Source organism: Mesorhizobium sp. WSM4308, from assembly GCF_002294905.1.
GTDB lineage: Bacteria > Pseudomonadota > Alphaproteobacteria > Rhizobiales > Rhizobiaceae > Mesorhizobium.
In genome coordinates this window covers 122235-139225 of sequence record NZ_NSFW01000014.1, presented here as the reverse complement: position 1 = coordinate 139225, position 16991 = coordinate 122235, and the positions used below count along the sequence as shown (strand labels likewise).

Annotated in this window: 16 protein-coding genes; 6 read left to right on the top strand and 10 right to left on the bottom strand. The window is 62.2% G+C overall.

The genetic code is table 11. The features are described 5' to 3' along the window. The first annotated feature begins 201 nt into the window (after positions 1 to 201). Genes CK227_RS24640 through CK227_RS24630 form a run of 3 tightly spaced genes read left to right on the top strand, consistent with a single transcriptional unit; the run spans position 202 to position 2457 of the window. On the top strand, positions 202 to 1032 hold the full coding sequence (locus CK227_RS24640; protein WP_245318229.1) for an amino acid ABC transporter permease: 831 nt from the start codon (positions 202 to 204) through the stop codon (positions 1030 to 1032). After that, positions 1022 to 1681 (top strand): ectoine/hydroxyectoine ABC transporter permease subunit EhuD, encoded by a 660-nt coding sequence (ehuD, locus tag CK227_RS24635; RefSeq protein ID WP_095774558.1) that lies wholly within the window; start codon positions 1022 to 1024, stop codon positions 1679 to 1681. The genes CK227_RS24640 and ehuD overlap by 11 nt, the downstream gene beginning before the upstream one ends. Next, complete coding sequence (locus tag CK227_RS24630; protein WP_095774559.1) at positions 1681 to 2457, top strand: amino acid ABC transporter ATP-binding protein; 777 nt, start codon at positions 1681 to 1683, stop codon at positions 2455 to 2457. The genes ehuD and CK227_RS24630 overlap by 1 nt, the downstream gene beginning before the upstream one ends. A gap of 79 nt (positions 2458 to 2536) precedes the next feature. Here the strand turns inward: CK227_RS24630 and CK227_RS24625 are convergent, their stop codons facing one another. The 4 genes from CK227_RS24625 to CK227_RS24610 form a co-directional block, all read right to left on the bottom strand. After that, complete coding sequence (locus CK227_RS24625; RefSeq protein ID WP_245318230.1) at positions 2537 to 3142, bottom strand: response regulator transcription factor; 606 nt, start codon at positions 3140 to 3142, stop codon at positions 2537 to 2539. 214 nt (positions 3143 to 3356) lie between these two features. Then, a complete protein-coding gene (locus CK227_RS24620) occupies positions 3357 to 3971 on the bottom strand; it encodes an acyl-homoserine-lactone synthase (RefSeq protein ID WP_095774561.1) in 615 nt (204 codons plus the stop codon). A 65-nt stretch (positions 3972 to 4036) separates the two neighbouring features. After that, on the bottom strand, positions 4037 to 4765 hold the full coding sequence (locus tag CK227_RS24615; RefSeq protein ID WP_095774562.1) for a LuxR family transcriptional regulator: 729 nt from the start codon (positions 4763 to 4765) through the stop codon (positions 4037 to 4039). A 165-nt stretch (positions 4766 to 4930) separates the two neighbouring features. Then, positions 4931 to 5326: a helix-turn-helix transcriptional regulator gene (locus CK227_RS24610; RefSeq protein WP_348628974.1), complete on the bottom strand. Its 396-nt coding sequence runs from the start codon at positions 5324 to 5326 to the stop codon at positions 4931 to 4933. 73 nt (positions 5327 to 5399) lie between these two features. On the opposite strand from CK227_RS24610, the gene CK227_RS24600 reads away from it, so the two are divergent. Then, positions 5400 to 6662: a threonine synthase gene (locus CK227_RS24600; protein ID WP_245318244.1), complete on the top strand. Its 1263-nt coding sequence runs from the start codon at positions 5400 to 5402 to the stop codon at positions 6660 to 6662. A 13-nt stretch (positions 6663 to 6675) separates the two neighbouring features. Here the strand turns inward: CK227_RS24600 and CK227_RS24595 are convergent, their stop codons facing one another. Beyond that, a complete protein-coding gene (locus CK227_RS24595; RefSeq protein WP_095774565.1) occupies positions 6676 to 7731 on the bottom strand; it encodes a PLP-dependent cysteine synthase family protein in 1056 nt (351 codons plus the stop codon). Beyond that, positions 7725 to 8663 carry a kinase gene (locus tag CK227_RS24590; RefSeq protein WP_095774566.1) on the bottom strand — a complete coding sequence of 313 codons (939 nt, stop codon included), beginning with the start codon at positions 8661 to 8663 and terminating at the stop codon, positions 7725 to 7727. Before CK227_RS24590 ends, CK227_RS24595 begins: the two co-directional genes overlap by 7 nt. Before the next feature lie 564 nt (positions 8664 to 9227). On the opposite strand from CK227_RS24590, the gene CK227_RS24580 reads away from it, so the two are divergent. After that, positions 9228 to 10415 carry a Fic family protein gene (locus CK227_RS24580; protein ID WP_095774567.1) on the top strand — a complete coding sequence of 396 codons (1188 nt, stop codon included), beginning with the start codon at positions 9228 to 9230 and terminating at the stop codon, positions 10413 to 10415. A 187-nt stretch (positions 10416 to 10602) separates the two neighbouring features. After that, complete coding sequence (gene ehuB, locus CK227_RS24575) at positions 10603 to 11475, top strand: ectoine/hydroxyectoine ABC transporter substrate-binding protein EhuB (RefSeq protein WP_095774568.1); 873 nt, start codon at positions 10603 to 10605, stop codon at positions 11473 to 11475. A 105-nt stretch (positions 11476 to 11580) separates the two neighbouring features. Here the strand turns inward: ehuB and CK227_RS24570 are convergent, their stop codons facing one another. From CK227_RS24570 to CK227_RS24555, 4 genes are all read right to left on the bottom strand, one after another. Further along, positions 11581 to 12015 carry a CopG family transcriptional regulator gene (locus tag CK227_RS24570; RefSeq protein ID WP_095774687.1) on the bottom strand — a complete coding sequence of 145 codons (435 nt, stop codon included), beginning with the start codon at positions 12013 to 12015 and terminating at the stop codon, positions 11581 to 11583. Positions 12016 to 12020: 5 nt separating this feature from the next. Further along, positions 12021 to 14006, bottom strand: coding sequence for a conjugal transfer protein TraG (locus CK227_RS24565; RefSeq protein WP_095774569.1), 1986 nt, complete (start codon positions 14004 to 14006; stop codon positions 12021 to 12023). Positions 14007 to 14256: 250 nt separating this feature from the next. Further along, positions 14257 to 15996: a VirD2 family relaxase/mobilization nuclease gene (locus tag CK227_RS24560; RefSeq protein WP_095774570.1), complete on the bottom strand. Its 1740-nt coding sequence runs from the start codon at positions 15994 to 15996 to the stop codon at positions 14257 to 14259. Positions 15997 to 16240: 244 nt separating this feature from the next. Further along, a complete protein-coding gene (locus tag CK227_RS24555) occupies positions 16241 to 16963 on the bottom strand; it encodes a lytic transglycosylase domain-containing protein (protein WP_245318246.1) in 723 nt (240 codons plus the stop codon). Positions 16964 to 16991: the final 28 nt, after the last annotated feature.

The following is a 16991-nucleotide window of genomic DNA, read 5'->3' as shown; positions in this document are numbered from 1 at the left end:
AGCTGTGGATCAGTCCGATTCAACAGGTTTCGGCCGGCGTCGAGGCGCAGCGTGCAAAGAGAGGCGAACGGCGGCCCCATCGATCCAAGACCGCCAGGCCGGATCGGGCGTCGGAAAAGGTTCCGTCTAATGTGAACATATGCAATAATAAGTTCATATTTATTGACAGATGACAGTTTCCGCGCCTATGAGAGGCTGGCGATGGCCCTGGTCATACAGGATCGTCCCCATCACCAGACGGAGGATTGCCATGTGGCCAGGTTCGGGAGCGTCAGCCTCTGCGCGTGCAGCCATCCTCGTCAGGTGCACCCGAAGAAAGCCGGCATCGCCGGCGCTACCATTACCATATGCCGTGGAGGGTTGAGACGCCTCGTGAGCACGTTCGAGATCTGGTTGGGCATTTTGCAAGGGGTTCGCACCACGGCGACGGTTACGGCCTATGGCCTGGTCTTTGCGGTTCCGTTCGCGCTGGTCTTCGGCATCGCGCAGTTTCTAACCACCGGTTTAACGCGCTTTCTGGTGACCGCGTTGATCGAGTTCTGGCGCAGTTCCGCCGTCGTCGTCCTGCTCTTTGTCTTTTACTATGTGCTGCCAGTGGTCGGGGTCACTTTATCAGCGCTGACCGTCAGTGCGCTGGTGCTCGGTCTCAACGCCGGCGGCTATGCCAGCCAGGCTGTGCGCGCTGGCCTTCAGTCCCTGCCTGCCGGCCAGCGAGAAGCTGGCATGGCGCTCGGCCTCTCGCGCGCGCAGATCCTGCTCCTGGTCGAACTGCCGCAGGCGCTGGTTGCCATGAGCCCGACCTTCGTCAACACCCTCATGCAGCTCGTCAAGGCGACGGCGCTGGTGTCGCTGGTAACGCTGACGGACATGACGTTCCGCGCCAAGGAGATCGCGCAGACCCAGAACAATCCGGTCGCGATCTATTCGGCGCTGCTGCTTGCGTTCTTTGTCGTCTGCTATCCGATCACGCTTGCCGGCCGCTGGCTCGAGGCTCGTGTCAACGTCGAAAAAGGACCGTCGCGTGGGATTTGACGTGGGCTTTGCGTTGTCGACGATCCCGATCATTGTCGGCGCGATTGGTGCCACCCTGTTTGCCACCGTTTTGAGTTGTGTTGGCGCTTCGGCTGTCGGCTTCACCTTCGAAATAATCCGTCGCAGCGGTGGCGCGCCCGGCTTTGCGGTGCGCTTCCTGATTGACTTCATCCGCTCCACGCCGGTTCTGGCCTGGCTCTATTTCATATACTTCGTCCTGCCTTTCTATGGGATCCGTCTTGGTGCCATGACAGTCGGCGTCCTGGCCCTCAGCCTCTACTACAGCGGGTACCTGGCCGAGGTCTTCAAGGCTGGCATTGATGCTATCCCCAAGGGCCAGCAGGAAGCAGCGCGAGCATTATCGCTCAGCCGGCGCGATACGGTGGTTTTCGTCATCGCGCCGCAGATGCTGCGCAACATCGCCGCGCCGCTCGGCAACTACCTGGTATCGATTCTCAAGGCGACGCCTTATCTGGCGGTCCTGGCCGTGCCGGAAATGCTGGGACGTGCCTTTGATATCGCTTCCGAAACCTATCGATACGCCGAGCCACTGACCGTCGCCGGTGTCCTGTTCCTGACGCTGGCGGTTGTCGTTTCCTACGGGGTCAAGCGCGTCGAACAGCGCCTGCTTGCAACCGGACGCCGCTAATGCTCGCTCACGTCATGTCTCCCGTTTCGGCCGTTCGGGCAAAACCCCTGGTCCACATCGAAGGACTGAACAAGTGGTTCGGCGCATTGCATGTCTTGAACAGTATCGATCTGACCATCCGCACGGGCGCACGCATCGTCATTTGCGGTCCCTCCGGCTCGGGCAAATCGACCCTGATCCGTTGCATCAACGGTCTTGAGGGCTTTCAGAAAGGAACCATTCAGCTGGAAGGGGTGACGCTCGGACAAAGCGCTCGCGACACCGCGGTTGCGCGGCGGCAAACAGGCATGGTGTTCCAGAGCTTCAACCTCTTTCCCCACCTGAGCGTACTCGCCAACTGCACCCTGGCTTTGCGGCGAGTCCTTGGCAAATCGGTGCGCGAGGCGGAGGAGATCGCTATGCATCAGCTGAAAGCGGTGCGCATCCCTGAAAAGGCGAACGCCTATCCCGGCCAGTTGTCTGGCGGTCAGCAACAGCGGGTGGCGATCGCGCGCGCTCTTTGCCTTAATCCCAGCATCATGCTTTTCGATGAACCCACATCGGCTCTCGACCCCGAAATGATCAAGGAGGTGCTCGACGTCATGACCGCTCTGGCGCGAGATGGTATGACCATGGTCTGCGTCACCCACGAGATGGCCTTCGCGCGTGAAGTCGCCGACGAGGTTGTTTTCATGGACGCAGGCCGCATTGTCGAGCAGGCTTCCTGCGAAGACTTTTTCTCAACCGCCGTTCATCCGCGCGCCCGGCTGTTCCTGGACACGATCCTGAGACATTGAGCAGGCCGTTTCGGACGAGCGGAGCGGCAACTGGTCGAGTAACGGCGATTGGTCGCTTGTCGCGGGCAATGCCGGCGGGTTACCAGTCCGGCGCGAACGCGTAGCCCGCCGACCGGACGGTTCTGATCACATCGCTTCCGACGGCCGCGCGAAGCCTTTTGCGCAACCGTGCGATATGCACGTCAACGCCCCGCACGTCGGTCGCGGCAGCATGTTCCGGCCATGCCGTCGCCACGAGTTCTTCCCGGCCGATAACCTTGCCGGGGTTCGCCAAAAGGCTGCGCAACAGCTTGAACTCGATCGGCGGCATCGTGATTTCCTTCTGCTTGAAGAAGGTTCGGTGGGTCGCTCGCTCCAGACGAAAATCACCCTGCACCAGATCGCCGGTCCCTGTCTCACGCGATAACCGTGCAAGGCCGGCCTTGCCATGCAGCCAGGTCAGAAGTTGGTCGGGCGGGAATGGCCGCGAAAATATCTCGTCGACGCCGGCCTTGATCAGATCCAGATGCAGCTTGCCGGAACGTGGCGCGACCAAACCTGCGACCGGGGTGGCATTTGTTGCCGCAGTCGACTTCAGCCGAACACACTGTTTTGCGATGGCACGGTCCCCCGGATGGCAGTCCAGGATCACCGCGAGCGGCTTTGCCACCTCGATGAGGCGGGTGACTTCCTTGTCCTCGGTCATTAGCTGCGTGTCGAAGCCCGCGACCGAGAGTATGTGTCCGAAGACCAGAAAGAAATCCGGATCCTGTGAGGAAATCAGGACAAGGGGCCTCATAAGGGGAAAAACCGGGTTTGCCGCGCCATAGGGCTGACTACCGCGCTCGTGGGCCCGACACAATACGCCACACTATCGGCTGTCCGAGAACTCCTTCGCAAACAATCGCGTATCGGCCTGGTCAAGCCTCATCCGCGAGTATGGCGCCGCTGATAGAATAGGCACGGCGCGTCGCTTGGATGGCCTGAAGCGTGACGTCGATCAGAAGTGCGACAATGTCACCGTCGGGATGTTCAAGAACCTCGCCCAGCTCTGTCAGGGTCCAGCCAAGGGCGCGCAGACGTTTCGGCCAGAACGCTTCGCAGACAACGCTGATCTGTCGGATTCCGAGTCTTAGAGCCGCTTCGAGAAGACCGCACAGGACCACGCCCGCGACAGGGGAGGAGGCACCTTGGGTACGAAGCGAAGGGATGACGAAGAAACGCGTCCATTCGAATATTTCCGCGGCTCGCGGAGGCGTTCCCCTGGCGAGACTTGGAAATACCTCGCTCATCAAATGCGGCTCCAGCGTTGGGACAAGGCGCGAACCACCAACGATCTTGCCGTTGGTATCAAGCGCGAGAAGATAGAGCGCATGCTCGTTATCGAAGGCATCGATCTCGATGTTGATGGGGCGCGCGACGGCGCGCCACCGCCTCTGCCTGACGTAGATGTCGTACCTGATGCGAAAATAGCGCTCCAGAAGTTTCCTGTAGTGCTTCCTGTTTGCCCAGGTAACCAGATGGATAAGAACCATGACGCCTCCAGGCGGAGGTCGTAGGAAACCGCGCTTGGCGCACGTATGACGGTATTCAGGTATTGCTAAATCTGGATTTCCTGCCGTCGCAGAGCTTTGACGATGGCATGCGAGACATTGATCGCATCGAGCTTGCCGCGAATGTTTCGTTGGTGACTCTCGACCGTGTTCCTGGTGACCCCGAGGATGCAGGCAATGTCTTCGTTCGATTTGCCTTGTGCGCTCCACTGCAGGAGTTCGCGCTCACGCCCTGTCAAAGGCGTGGCATCACTGCCTTGGCCGCTCGCCTCCAGCCCCGAGAGACGCCGGAACGTGTGGACGCAGAGCGTTTCGATAAAAGGCATTGCGCTTGGTGGCACGTCGATCCGTTCGCTCGCCGCCGTGACGACGCCTGGACCCGCCAGCGGTACGTGGATGGGGACACAGAGGCCCTCTCGCATTCCAAACTCCGCCGCCTCGTCCATCACCAGTTTCGCGCGCGCACTCATCCTTCCTGCCGCAAGGTCGTTCCACAGGAACGGTTGCGGCGAATGCCGGCACTGCGCGACACAGGGATCATGCAGAAAATGATCTTCCTCGAGGTAGCGGAAAAACCATTCGGGCGGCCAGCCATCGCCCAAAATCTCGCGCTGCCAGGCCGTATCATGCGGCACGGGCAAACCGGTAATGAGGAAATGACGCAATCCGTAGCGCGCCATTGCGGAGCGAAACTCTTGCAGGATTGCAACCGCCGACCGCCCCGTGTCGATCCTTGAGATCGCCGCAAAGAGCTGAGCAATACTATCGTTTTCCATTGGCAGACCTCGACGAAAGTCAGGCCCAACCCCGGCAACAACTTAAGCGAGTAGAGACACGATCTTCAATGGGACTTGCTGCGAATGTATACTGAAGGAGTCAATTAGCCGGCGCAAATACAAAGAAATCTTAGTCGGTTCAATAACCTATCGAATCCGATCGCGTCACTCGGCTGACTTTGAAGCAACCTGCTTCATCACGCGAGCGGGTCGCCGATGTCCTGGGCCTGCCGAGATCAGCGCCGCCGGTTCGACGCCCAAGGCCTTTGCCAGGATTTCGACCGTATCCAGAGTGGCGTTGCGGCGTCCAGCCTCGACGCTGCTGATATAAGCCCGCGTGCGCCCCGAAATGAAAGACAACTGCTCCTGCGAGAGTTTTCTTTCCCTGCGCAGCCGCTGCACGTTCAGACCAAAAACGCCGCGAAGATTCATCAAGCAACGGATGCTACGGCGCACACTCTGGTGCGACACACTATAGTGCACATTCTGCATTGACAGCCGTGCTGCTGGCTGTTTGAAACGACAGGCGAATTCATCGTTCCCTGAAAAAGGAATTGCCATGGCGAGCCTGCCGTTTCGCGAGCTCTTGGGCGACGTGTCGGAGCATTCCCCGGACGACGGGAGCGGACCCGAAGTGGACAAAAGCCGAGTCCAGAAATTCGTCTGCATCCGATGTGGCGTTTCCTACCCCGGCGATCTCGCCATAGACTCCCGGGGGTGCGAAAAGTGTCGTGAGACCGCGCCGGCAAATCTTCGGCCGGTCTATCCGGCCCACCAGCCACATCCCTTCGATGGAGCTACCGCCCAAGGCTCGCTATGGCGTTTCGCGCATATGCTGCCTTGCGCGGCCGAGGAGGCCGTGACGCTTGGCGAAGGTCAAACACCGTTGCTGGCGGCGCCGCGCATCGGCGCCTTTGTCGGCGTGCCAAACCTCGTGATCAAGGACGAAGGACGAAACCCGACCTGGTCGCACAAGGACCGCTTCTCAACAGTGGCCGTCAGCATTGCGCGTGCGCGGGGCGCAAAAATTGTCGCAACCGCCTCTTCGGGAAACGCCGGCGCTTCGCTGGCGGCTTACGCTGCCCGAGCTGGACTGAAATGCATCGTCACCACGTTCGCGGGATCAGCCGGCGCGATGCTCTCGCAAATCCGCAAATACGGCGCGACGGTTGTGCCGCTGGTCAGCAAAATGGACCGATGGTCGCTGCTTGCGCAGGCGGCTGACCGCTATGACTGGTTCATAGCCTCGCCCTATCACGGACCGGTCGTTGGAAGCCATCCACTCGGCATAGAGGGCTATAAAACGATTGCCTACGAGATCGTCGAGCAATCGGGAGGCACCGCGCCGGACTGGTGCGTGCTGCCGGTCTGCTATGGCGATGCCTTGTCCGGCGTCTGGGCAGGATTTTGCGAGCTGTTCGCGCAAGGCGCGATCGCCCGTCTGCCGCGACTCGTTGCGGCGGAAGTGCACGGGTCACTGGCGGCGGCGCTTGCCAGCGGCGCCGATGCACTGCCGGAGCGCCCGATGGCCTTCGAGAGCCTTGCCGTTTCGATCGGCACGCCGCGCAGCACCTTCCAGGCACTGAAGGCACTTCGGGACTCGTGCGGCCATGCCGTACCCGTTGGCAACCAGGGGCTTGTCGCAATGCAGGAGCAGCTTGCCCGCGACGAAGGCATCTTTGCCGAGCTCGCATCGGTCACGCCGCTTATTGCGATCTCTACATTGAGGCGCCAACGCATCATCGCGCCGACAGACCGCGTGGTTGCGGTTGTGACTGCCAGCGGACTGAAGGATCTCGACCGGTCCGTCACGCCGGACAGGAATGATCGGATTTTCCAGACAACCCAGGATGCCTGGCGCTGGCTGGATGCCAATGAGCCCCGGCTCGCCTCCTAGAACGCCGGGCAAGTTAGTCGCTCGTCTGGGCCTTCACGGCTGCCTGTGTTTCCAGCACCTCGGCCAGGCTGCGGCGGTTCCAGACAAAGCGCGTCCATTGTGTTTCTGCCCTTGGCGCGATGATTGAAAGTGTGTTCGGTTCGCTGACTTGCGCGCATGGCCAGCCAGGCAAGCTCGAGAGCCAGTCGTCATTGTAGACAGTCTCGATATGTCGGTGACCTTCGTCCGGCATGATGGCGGCGACCTGGGCATCCGGGTGTTTGGTTGCAACCCATTGTGCCACCAGCGCGGCGGCGCCACTGGTCGGCCCCATGAAGATGCCGTGATCGCGCAGCAAACGATGAGCCGCCATATAGGCTGGGTAGGCACCGACCCAATGGATCTCGTCGACCAGTTCGTGGCGAACATTCTTCGGCAACACGCTGTTGCCCAGCCCGCGCAGCATGCGTTTGCCAACGGGTTGACCAAACAGGATGCTGTGGTGGGTATCGACGGCGAAAACAGTGAGATGGGGAAAGATGGTTCGCAAAAACCAGGCAGTGCCACAAAGCGAGCCGCCTGTGCCGATACAACCGACAAGGCAGTCAATCCGACCCATCGCGCGGATCAGAAGCTCGGCCAGCCGCGCATAGGCGAGCCAATTTCCCGGACTATCGTATTGACGCGTCCAGAAGCCGTCCGGCTCCCTGGCCAGGATGTCATGAAGACACTCAAGCCTGCCGGGCTGGTTGCCATCACCACGGGGATCGTCCAACGCGATGACCGAGGCGCCGATGCGCTCGAGGCGCGCCTTGTATCTGGCGTCGATCAGCGTCGAGGCGGTGACGAGCGTAAGCCGATAGCCGCGCGCCGCGGCGAGCAGCGCCACCGCCATTCCGAACGTGCCCGACGTCGTCTCGACAATATGCGCGCCTGCCTTCAACTCGCCGTCCGCAGCGGCGCGATCCAGAATGTAACGGGCCGGCATCAGTTTCATTAGCGGAAAGGCGGCAGCGACAACATTTCGCGACAGGTGAGCCAGACGGGGCGTCTCCAGGTCCCTGAAATAGTCGGCATCGACGGCTACCATTGCCACCCCTCCCCATTGACCAGATGAAACTCGACATCCGTGAAACCAGCCGACTCCGCCCTCTGCGCAACCAAGCCTGCCTTTCGTCTCAGGTCGGTTTCGGAGAGGTCAAAAATGACACCGAACAGAGAGCCGCTATGGGCGACCTGCACACCGCACGCTCCGGCTTCCTCGGCGATCTGGACGACCTCGTTGAAACCCTGTTTCGGCAGATGCCGTTGACTGATCAGGGCACTGGCCGAGGCGGCACGTCCCAGGAGATAGGGGTCCTGGAAACGAACGGCCCTTGCCACCAGTGCCCGAAGCACGCCGAATTGCTGAATTTCGGAACTGTCATAGCGCGCGGGCGACAGCTGCAACGTGTCGACCGGGGCGCCGCCGTTGGCCTTGAACCCCACCAGCAGCAACGGCGGCAAGGAGCCGCCGAAGTTCTCGATCACGGCGCCTTCACGCTGCGCAAACAGGACTGCGTGATCATCATAGGCGATAGCATCGCTTGCACGCTCGGCTGCCACGGCGAGACGGCCGACGCTCGATGGCCGCAGCAGAGCCTTGAGAGCAGCAGCCACAGCGCGGATCGAGGCGACAACGTCGGCTGTCGATGAGCCATAGCCGTGCCCGACCGGGATCGAACTGTGAAGTGTCAGATCACCGCCGCCGCTGACACTCAAAAGATCAAGCGTCAGCCGCGCGGCCGCCGCCGCTTTGACCTTGTGATCGGGATGGACAATGATCCCCTTGTCCACGCCCAAGACGAAGGTCGCCACTGATTTCAACCCGGCAATCGGCAGTGTCACCAGGCCGCGTTGAAGATGCCCGTCGTCCCCTTGGAAGACGCCCTGGATAAGTTCTCCGTGATGCGCGATTGCGGTTGCCGTTCCGGCCAGGGGCTGCGATCCGTCACGGATCGCCAAATCGCCATCGATCGCCATAGCCATCTCCACCGCATTCACGGGCCATGGAGAGAAATGGCGGAAGTGAATGACAGCCGCCCTCAATGGATTCCGGTATTGACTGCGCTTAAATCGCGCATGCGCTTAGCGGATGGAGGCTTGTCAGCATTATCGTCGCGCAAGTCTGCGCAACGGGCTCAGTTGCATCCATGGACATCAAAGCCGGAGCTCGCAGCCTGGCTATGATCTGCCCTCTCCCAAGATCGACTTCCGCCAGGTCGCTCATCCCCATCGACGACAAGCGAGAGCCTTGTTCCTGGTCTCTCCGAGGCTGGCTGAGCCGGCTCGATCCAGCTGTTTCGCAAACATCGGCCAACAGACCGGCCAATAATCTCGGCGACACGGGTTTTATTCATGGATTTCAGAGCATTGAGGTACTCTAACATCGGCCAGCATGACGATCATCGTCGGCGCCGTGGGCCTCCAATCGGACATTGTAGATGCCTGCGCTGATGATCGGCCAACAGATCGGCCAATTAGGCTGGAAAAACAAAAATAAATCTTTATAATTATATATTTAACTGAAACAAAGATCGGCCAACCATGGAAGAAACCGTCCAGCGCATCGAACCGGCACGACTGGAAGACATATCCGAGCCGATATCGGATGCGCTGGCTGAGCTGGCGGCGGCATCGGCCGTTCTGGGCAAAAACCTGCATTCGCGCACCGCAGCCAATCTCGCCGATCTCGTGCGCATCATGAACACCTACTATAGCAACCTCATCGAGGGCCACAACACACGCCCCCGCGACATCGAACGCGCCCTGGCCGGTGAGTTCGACAAGGACAAGGAGCGGCGCAATCTGCAGATCGAAGCCGCGGCGCATGTGCGGCTGCAGGCTGAGATTGACAAGATGGCAGCACAGGAACGGGTACCCGAGCCGGCCTCGCCCGAATTCCTACGCTGGCTGCATGCCGAATTTTACCGCGATGCCGATGAAGCGATGTTGCGCATCGGGGGTGCAGGCCGCGAGTTCGTCATGCCCCCCGGCATGTGGAGATCGGCGCCGGAGCATGACGTCGCGGTCGGACGACACCAGCCGCCATCGAGTGACCGCGTCGAGGCGTTCATGGAGTATTTCGCGACGCGCTACCGTTTCGCCCGCATGGGCAAAGCCGCGCGCATTCTGGCCATCCCGGCAGCCCACCACCGGTTCAACTACATCCATCCCTTTCCCGATGGCAACGGCCGCGTCAGCCGCTTGATGAGCCATGCCATGGCCCATGAGGCCGGTGTCGCTGCGCATGGGCTGTGGTCGATTTCGCGTGGCTTGGCCCGGGGCTTGAACAGCCGGGGCGACTACAAGCGCATGATGGATCACGCCGACATGCCGCGCCAGGGCGATCGCGACGGCCGCGGCAATCTCTCGGAACGCGCGCTTGGCGATTTCATCTTGTGGTTCTTGCGCGTGTGCGTCGACCAGGTCGGCTTCATGTCCAGCCTGTTCGATCTCAATCAGCTCGCACAGCGGCTGCAGCGCTTTGTGCAGCGCCACGACGTCAAGCCGGAGGCGTTCCGGCTGCTCGAGGAGGCGCTGTTGCGTGGCGAGTTCGATCGCGGCGAAGCCTCGCGCATCACCGGCCTGCCGGAACGTACCGCGCGGCGCGTGTTTGCCGATATACTGGGCCTTGGCCTGCTTGCATCGGACACGCCGAAAGGCCCGGTGTCGCTGCGCTTCCCGGCCGATACGCTGGATGAGCTGTTCCCCAAGCTGTTTCCCGAAACCTAGAACGACAGGGCGCGCCCTGGCCAGAGAGCGCCTGGCGCTGGGGCTCGCATGCAGGCGCATTGCAATAATTTGTACATACTTTGTCAATCTATATTGACGAAATAGTGGCCTCGACCATACTTTGAGTGGCTGCGGCTGAACCGGATCGGGGAGGCGCACGCAATCAATCTCATGGGAGGACTGCACGATGAATTTCCGAGCCCGATCGGCCGCCCTTGGCCTGGCCTGCATCGCCTACGCCGCGATCATTGGAAGCCTGCTGCCAGCCGCGGCAGAAACCACGAAAGAACGCGTCCTGAAGGAGGGGCGCATCGTCATCGGAATTCATAACCGCGCGCCATGGGGCTACAAGAAGGAGGGAACAGGCGAGCTGGTCGGATGGCATCCAGACCTGCTGAGAGCCGCATTCGCCGACCTCGGCGTCAAGCAAATCGACTTCGAGGTAACCGAGTTCGGAGCCTTGATTCCAGGCCTCATGGCCGGGCGTTTCGACGCCGTGGCGTCGGGCCTGTCGATAACTCCGGAGCGATGCAAGCAGGTCGCCTTCGGCGGTCCCGACCTGAAGTCGGACGACGCGGCCGTCGTGCTCGCCGGCAACCCCAAAGCGATCCACAGTTATACGGACCTGGCAGGCAAATCCGACCTTATCATGGGGGGCGGCCGGGGCAGCAATGTCATCAAGAATGCAATCACGCAAGGCGTCCCGGACGATCGGATCCTGCAGTTTCCCGACATTGAAACCAACATCGCCGCATTGCGCGCCGGGCGCATCGATGCGGCGGTGTTCTCGTCGCCGACCGTCATCGGGCTGCTTGCCGGGAGCAAAAGCCCCGACCTCGAGCGCGCCAATCCATTCACCACAGGCGACAGTTCAATCAGTTACATCGCCATCGCGTTCAGGAAGGACGATGGCGATCTGCGCGACCTCTATGACAAGGGCTTGGCCAAAGTCATGTCCAGCGGCGCGATCGCCACCATCATGGCGAAATACGGGTTTGGCCCGGCCGAAGCCGTGCCGACAGGACTGACAACGGCGCAGCTGTGCGGTTCAGCCAACTGATCTGCATTGCGGATCGTACCCGGGCAGCACCGCTGCCAGCCATCGGATCGCGTGGCGCCGCACGAACAGGCGGCGCCACTGTCCATCGGCTGTCTTGGCTGACTGTCAGTCCGGATCACCGGATGAAGCGACGTCTTCAGGGATTTCCTGGCGCAAGTTCGGCCCCTTGGCCAAGCGCCTGCCAAGCGCGGACACGAAGGCGTTGTAGCGCTCGCTCGCCTTGGCGCGTGCCGCCTGCGCCATCGGTTCAGGCAAGGCAGGTGTCGTCGCCAACCAGAAGCGAATGAACACCGCCAGGGTCTCAATTGAAATACCGACATCCCGCTCCAGCCGCATGATCCGGCGGTCGATCTGATCGAGACGCTTGGCCACCGCCGCCTCGCGCTGTGCGTCGGCATCGGGGGAGAGGAAGGAAGCGATCGCCGCTTCGGCGATCAGCGACTGCGACCGGTCGCGCCTGACGGCATAGTCGACAAGCAACGCCATCACCGCAGGGTCGAGATAGACGGAGATCTGCACCTTCTTCTTCATCGCCTTCATGGCCGTCATAGCTCCATGCCATCGTCTGGATCGAGCGCGATTTGCCGCGCGACGGTCCGCGCGGCGCGGGCCATCCGGCTGCTGCTTGCGGCGAGATCATCAGCCTCGTCAGCCGTATCGATCTCGAATTCGTTTGCGGGCGCCGCAGGCGCTGAAGTCGCGACAACGTTGTCGAGTTCGGGCTGACGCCGCCAGCCGGAGTCGGTCGCATCGTCCTGGCCTTTCGCGCCAGCGGCCTGGGCAGCTGGACTCTGCGACGGCAGCGGCGACGGAAGGCTTGTCCAGTCGTCAGGCTTGACCTCGCTTCGCACCGTGAGCGCTGGCGGTGGCAGGACGCGGTCCTTCAACCGCGGGTCTTCGAAGTAGCGCGCCTTCTTCGCCCGGATCGGCGGCGTACCGGCCAGCATGACGATTTCGTCGCCAGCCGGCAGTTGCATGATCTCGCCGGGTGTCAGCAACGGCCGCGCCGTCTCGGAGCGCGAAACCATGAGATGACCGAGCCATGGCGAAAGCCGGTGACCGGCATAGTTCTTCATCGCCTTCATCTCGGTTGCCGTGCCCAGCGCATCCGACACGCGTTTGGCGGTGCGCTCGTCATTCGTCGCGAAGCTGACGCGCACGTGGCAGTTGTCGAGGATCGAGTTGTTCGGTCCGTAGGCCTTCTCGATCTGATTGAGAGACTGCGCGATCAGGAAGCTCTTCAGGCCATAGCCGGCCATGAAAGCAAGCGCGGACTCGAAGAAGTCGAGCCGTCCGAGCGCCGGGAATTCGTCCAGCATGAGCAACAACCGATGACGATCCATTCTCTCGTGCAAGTCCTCGGTCAGACGCCGGCCGATCTGGTTGAGAATGAGACGGATCAGCGGTTTGGTGCGACTGATGTCGGAGGGCGGAACGACGAGGTAGAGCGTCGCCGGAGCGGCATCCGCGACGAGGTCAGCGATGCGCCAGTCACAGGAGCGGGTGACCGCGGCGACGACCGGATCGCGGTAGAGGCCGAGGAAGGACATCGCGGTCGAAAGCACGCCTGAACGTTCGTTGTCGGACTTGTTCAGCAACTCTCGTGCAGCACTTGCAATGACCGGGTGCGGACCGCCCTCCCCCAGATGCGCCGTCGTCATCATGGCGGCCAGTGTCGATTCGATCGGTCGCTTGGGATCGGACAGAAATGCCGCAACGCCGGCCAGTGTCTTGTCGGGTCCGGCGTAGAGCACATGCAGGATCGCGCCGACCAGAAGCGCGTGACTGGTCTTTTCCCAGTGGTTGCGTCGTTCAAGCGAGCCTTCGGGATCCACCAGAATATCGGCGATGTTTTGAACGTCGCGCACCTCCCATTCACCCCGCCGGACCTCCAGCAAGGGGTTGTAGGCGTTCGACCTGGCATTGGTCGGATCAAACAGCAGTACCCGGCCGTGCCGAGCGCGGAAACCGGCGGTAAGGCGCCAGTTCTCGCCCTTGATGTCATGGACGATCGCCGAGCCGGGCCAGGTCAGCAGCGACGGCACGACCAGGCCAACACCCTTGCCCGAACGCGTCGGCGCAAAGCAGAGCACATGCTCTGGCCCGTCATGGCGCAGATAATTCGGCCCATATCGCCCGAGCACCACACCGTCCGGAACAAGCAGGCCGGCGGCCTTGACCTCGCTCCTTTCGGCCCAGCGGGCGGAGCCGTAGGTCTCGACCTTCGTCGCTTCGCGGGCACGCCACAGGGACATGCCGATCGCCACGGCGATTGCGATGAAGCCGCCCGAGGCAGCGATGAGGCCGCCGCGCATGAAGATGCCGGGCGCATAGGCGTCGTAGAAATACCACCACCAGAAGATGGCTGGCGGATAGTAGATGGGCATGCCGGCGATGACGACCCAAGGCGGGCCCAGCTGTGTCTGGTACCCCAACTGCCACGCCGACCACTGCGTCGCCCCCCAGGTGGTGAGCAGCACGATCAGGAAGACAACGACAATCTGGCCCCAGAGGACTTTTGTTCCCGACATGCGTTTCTCCTCGCTGCGAAGAGGTCCGGCAAAGTGCATTTGAATTCAACGGCCCATCCGACCCGATCGCGCGGTGTCGAGCTGTCGGCAAGGAAGACAGGCGATCGGCAGCCATGGACCCGCGCTCGAGCAGCCCGCAAAAGACGGGATCCGGCGTAGGTCATGCGATCGCAGGCGTTGGCAATCTCACGTTCCCTACGAAACTCTGGATGCGTGCCGATCGCCACCGGCCGAAGCTTTGCCGATGAGATCACAACCCCAGTCCTTGCTTGCGCCCGAAACTCCAGTCAATGCCGCCGTCGCCGCGGGCGATGCCGGCGATATGGTTGCCGAGATGCCGCTCCAACGACGGCGTCCACGGCACCAGTTGAAAGCCGAGCCCGTCATCGATCATCGCAAAACGGCCGGAGGCAAGCGCAAAGCGCTGGCGGTAAATACCGGACACGAATTCGCCACTGCCGGCACGGTTGAAGGGCTGGCCGGACGTCGCCGCGAGCTTGCTGCCCAGTGCGTCGATCTCCCTTCGGCGCAAAGTGTCGATCAAGCCGTTGGCAAAGACGATGCCGCGTGCCTGCCGCTCAGCCAGATCCAGGCCGACCAGATGTTTGGCACGCCGATTCATCGCATGCCGCACCTCAGCACCGAATCCGCCATCGGACAGCGGTGCCGGCTTGCGCGCGAGCGCCTGCCTGTCGAGCCAGGTCGCGCCATCGGCGACGACCTGGCGTTCGATGTCGAGGTCGCTGCGAACGGCGAGCGCGAGGCGCCGGCGTCCTTGGGCGTCGTCGAACTTGCGCAGCTCGACGATCGAGCCCGGTGCGCCATCACCCGCTGCGTCGAGATCGGGAAGTCGGACATGATGGCAACGGCCGTCGACGCCGTCGATGACCGCATAGGCCGTGCCCTTGAGCTCGTCATCCAGCCCGCGCTCGACCAGGCGGCCCAGGATGGTTTCGTCAAGCGTCTCCGCCGCCAGCACATAGCTGGCACTGGCGCGCTCGATGTCGCGCCCGCAAAGCGCCCGATGCAGGCGTTTGATGATATCGCCGCGTTCGCCGAGCTCACGCAGCGTGGCCTCGGCTTTGTCGCTGACGACCCATTGGCCAGGACCGATCTCATCGGCAAGGCCGAGCCCCTCGAGTCTGCGCAGGCGCCCGACCTTGAAGGTGCTGAATTCGTCAGGCCGGCGATCGGCGTGAGGCGCAAGGTCGATGATGCCGTCTGGACCAGCATCGCGCATCAGCTGGCGGTCGAGTCCAGTCCAGCCATCCGCATCGACCTGCCGCTCGACGTCCCGGCGGACTTCGAGATCGGAGCGGAGGCCGAGCTCCCGCGTGATGAGGGCGCTGGCGCGATCGCGCATGCCGCGGCTGATGTAATCGCGAGAGATCACGAGGTCCCGGCCATCATCGCCCCGGCCGCGCAAGATGACGTGGAGATGCGGGTTGTCGGTGTTCCAGTGATCGACCGCAACCCAATCGAGCGACGTGCCGAGATCCTTTTCCATCCGGCCCATCAAGTCGCGCGTAAAGGATTTCAGATCCGCCATTTCGGCGGCGTCCTGCGGCGAGACGATGAAGCGGAAATGATGCCGGTCATCCCTGCAGCGCTCGACGAAATCCGTGACCGAAGCATCCTCGACCTCGGGGCCAAACATGCGGGCTTTGGCGCCGTCGCGCGTCACACCTTCGCGCTGCAGATAGGTGAGGTGGGTCGCCAGCGGCGCGGCGCGTTTCGAATGGCGAACCACGCGGGTCTTGATGACGGCGACGCGGGAACGGCTGGTCAGGAAGCGATTGGCCTGAATGCTGGCCACCCTGCCCCGGCCAAACTGCGAATGACTGGAGAGCCAGATCCGGCCGGAGCGCGACACGCTGCCGCCGGCCTTTTGCGTTGCGGCAAGCGCCTGGGCGATGAAGGGCCGGGAGGACTGGGAACGCGTCGAGCGAACGCGGCCCGGACGGATGAGGAATTCGCGCTCATCGGCCATGACGCCGGCCCGCAACGTGCGATGAACGCAGCAGATACGACATGTTGTCTGCCTCCGGGCACATTGCGCCGAAGCGCGGCAATGTGCCGGAGGCGGCGAAAAACCCAACAAAGACAGCCGACCGGCCGGCGCACAATGTGCGCCCTTTTATCTCGCCATCCCTCGGTCGTTGCCTCGCGACCTATCCATCGCGCACGCCATAACGCCCAACAAGACGCCAGGGCGCGAATTGAGAACAAATCCTTCATGGCTCCGACGTCCAGACATCGGGGCTGCTGAACAGCTCGCGCGACCGCGGACCGGCTGAAAAAAGATCGCCCGCCCGAGACGATGCTTGCATGTCGGCCGATGCGCCCTCGCCCAACGAGCGATCGGCGGTGGCGGTCGAGCCGGATCGGTTTGTGAACAGCGGCGCGACGGTCCATGCAACGGCGTTGCGCTGAGCGGCGGTCAGCGCGCCGGGACCATCACCGCCGTCCCAGAAAGGGCGCAGTCTTGCAACGTAGGACCGGGTCTCGGCCGGTAGGAGACGGCCCTTCAAAGAGGCTTCGTAACGGGCCGGCCCCGCATTGTAGGCCGCCAGGAAACCAGGCGAGCCGTATCGATCATACAGCTCGCGCAGATAGGCCGTTCCGGCGAGAATGTTGTCGCGCGGATCAAAAGGATTGTGGCCCAAATGATGGCGAAGGCGCAGCTCAGCCCAGGTCGCGGGCATGACCTGCATCAACCCTACCGCGCCTTTGCGCGAGACGGCGACCGGGTCTCGAGCGCTTTCCAGGCGCATGATCGCCCGTATCCAGCGTTCCGGGATGCGGAAGCGATGTGACGCCTCGGCAATGTGCGCTGCATAGGGATCGTCCGTGGACTGGCGTGAGACCGGTGCTGGTTGTGCGTCGGCGCCCGTCAATCCGTGACAGAAGATCGCCATGCCGGCAGCAAACAAAAGAGTTCCAGGCCTCACCCGCATGCGACCAAGGAAACGCCGTCCGGCGGCA